The 1,646-nt window shown below is 31.4% G+C and carries 1 protein-coding gene and 1 pseudogene; both read right to left on the bottom strand.

All coding sequences use genetic code 11. The features are described from left to right. Positions 1–188, bottom strand: a pseudogene (locus OS188_RS14675) (hypothetical protein); the annotation flags it as partial. 11 nt (positions 189–199) lie between these two features. Then, positions 200–1,486 carry a C10 family peptidase gene (locus OS188_RS14680; protein ID WP_267149603.1) on the bottom strand — a complete coding sequence of 429 codons (1,287 nt, stop codon included), beginning with the start codon at positions 1,484–1,486 and terminating at the stop codon, positions 200–202. Positions 1,487–1,646: the final 160 nt, after the last annotated feature.

The raw sequence follows: 1,646 nt of genomic DNA on the forward strand, positions 1-1,646 counted from the left end.
ATTTTGATTTTATTTTCTAGATAAGCATTTGCATTATTTGGGTTTAATAAATCAATCCCAGAGGATGATGACACTTTAAATTCAACTCCATTACGAAGGTTAAAGTAGTTTGCGGAATTGTCATCGTCATCTGATTTACAAGAAACTATTAAAATAGTTGTAAAGATTAAAAAGATTAAATATTTCATAATTTATATTTTTAAGGTTTAATTCTATAAATACATTTTTTATTATATTGATAATTTGGATTTGTATTTTCAATCAATACTCCATTAATATAGAATTGATTTCTAAAAAACCAACCATTTCCAGCACCTCTCCAACCCCAATTCATATAAAACCATTCGTATCTATTTTCTTCCTGCGTATATTCATATACTGTGCCTTCGTTATGGATATATACATCGTACTGTTGCTTATAACCATCACATACCCAAGCATGACAATCAAAATAATTTGTTTCCTCCCAAAACCACGTGCCTGTAGTATCAAAAGAATGACAACCCTCCATGTATACAGGACGATTATACATTTTTATATCTTGTTTAACCGTACTGAAATTATAATCAGAATAATCTGCTGAATTAGAATAGTTATAATTATAAACAAATGCATCTCTTGCATCATCAGAATCTGCCGAAGAACCAGTTTCTGAGTAATTCATATCCACATTTGCACCAATTTCAGACATCAATGTTGCTATGGCAAGAGATCCTGAATTTGTGCCTGAATAACTAGGATCATTTGGCATAATTGACCAATTAAATGTATTTGGCCATTCATGGTAACGCATTATTTGTGCCATAGCAGTCGCCACACAACCAGTTGGCGCATTATTAGGAGTATAAAAATTATAAGGCTCCCATTGACCCCAAGTTGTTTGCATTAAAGGTCCCACTTGCTCGTTTACCGTATGGCTGTAACGCACTGTATGCTCAGGGCTTTCCCCATTTCCTTCATCATCTCCAGGATATGGCATTCTACCCTCTGATAAATAGTGCCACTGTTTATCTATTTCTTCTATGGGTTCTCTGGCTTCCAAAACATCGTTAAAGATAATGTTTTCTGCAATCCAACCTTTTAATCCATTTGGTGAATTTTCATTTAATTCAAAAGTACCCGTTTCAGAATGAGCTGCAATTGGAACATTTTTTGAGTTTGATGTTACTAATACAAAGCCTTCTGGCTCCATACTAACAATGTAAATAGCTGTTTCATCATTAAAATCTTTAATAGTGTTGGTAGATGCTACACTGGAAGTATATTCTCCGTTTTTTGCTACTTCACCTCCTGATTTATAGGTTCTGTTATAAAAATTTATGGCTACTTCTTTAGCGATATCTTCAGTAATTTCAATTCCTTTAAAAATTTGGTTTTCATTAGAATTTAAACTACCATCATACTCTTCATAATTACAAGAATTTAAAGTAATTATAGATACTATCGAAAGCAATAATAATCTGTTTAGTAATTTGGGGTTTTTCATAAGTTTGGTTTTAACTTTTATAGATTTAAGTTAATAGTGAGCTTTTGAAAGAAAAAAACTAAAGTAAATCTGATCTCAATCCAGTTCCAAGTAATATTATCAAGCCTTAAAAACTCAATATCTTCACTTTCAACATGTCAAACTTATAAAAAAAAAAAAA

Source organism: Xanthomarina sp. F1114 (genome assembly GCF_026410255.1).
GTDB lineage: Bacteria > Bacteroidota > Bacteroidia > Flavobacteriales > Flavobacteriaceae > Xanthomarina.

Excerpts from the sequence above, each read along its gene's own strand:
- OS188_RS14680 (WP_267149603.1), bottom strand. The coding sequence starts at position 1,486 with ATGAAAAACCCCAAATTACTAAACAGATTATTATTGCTTTCGATAGTA.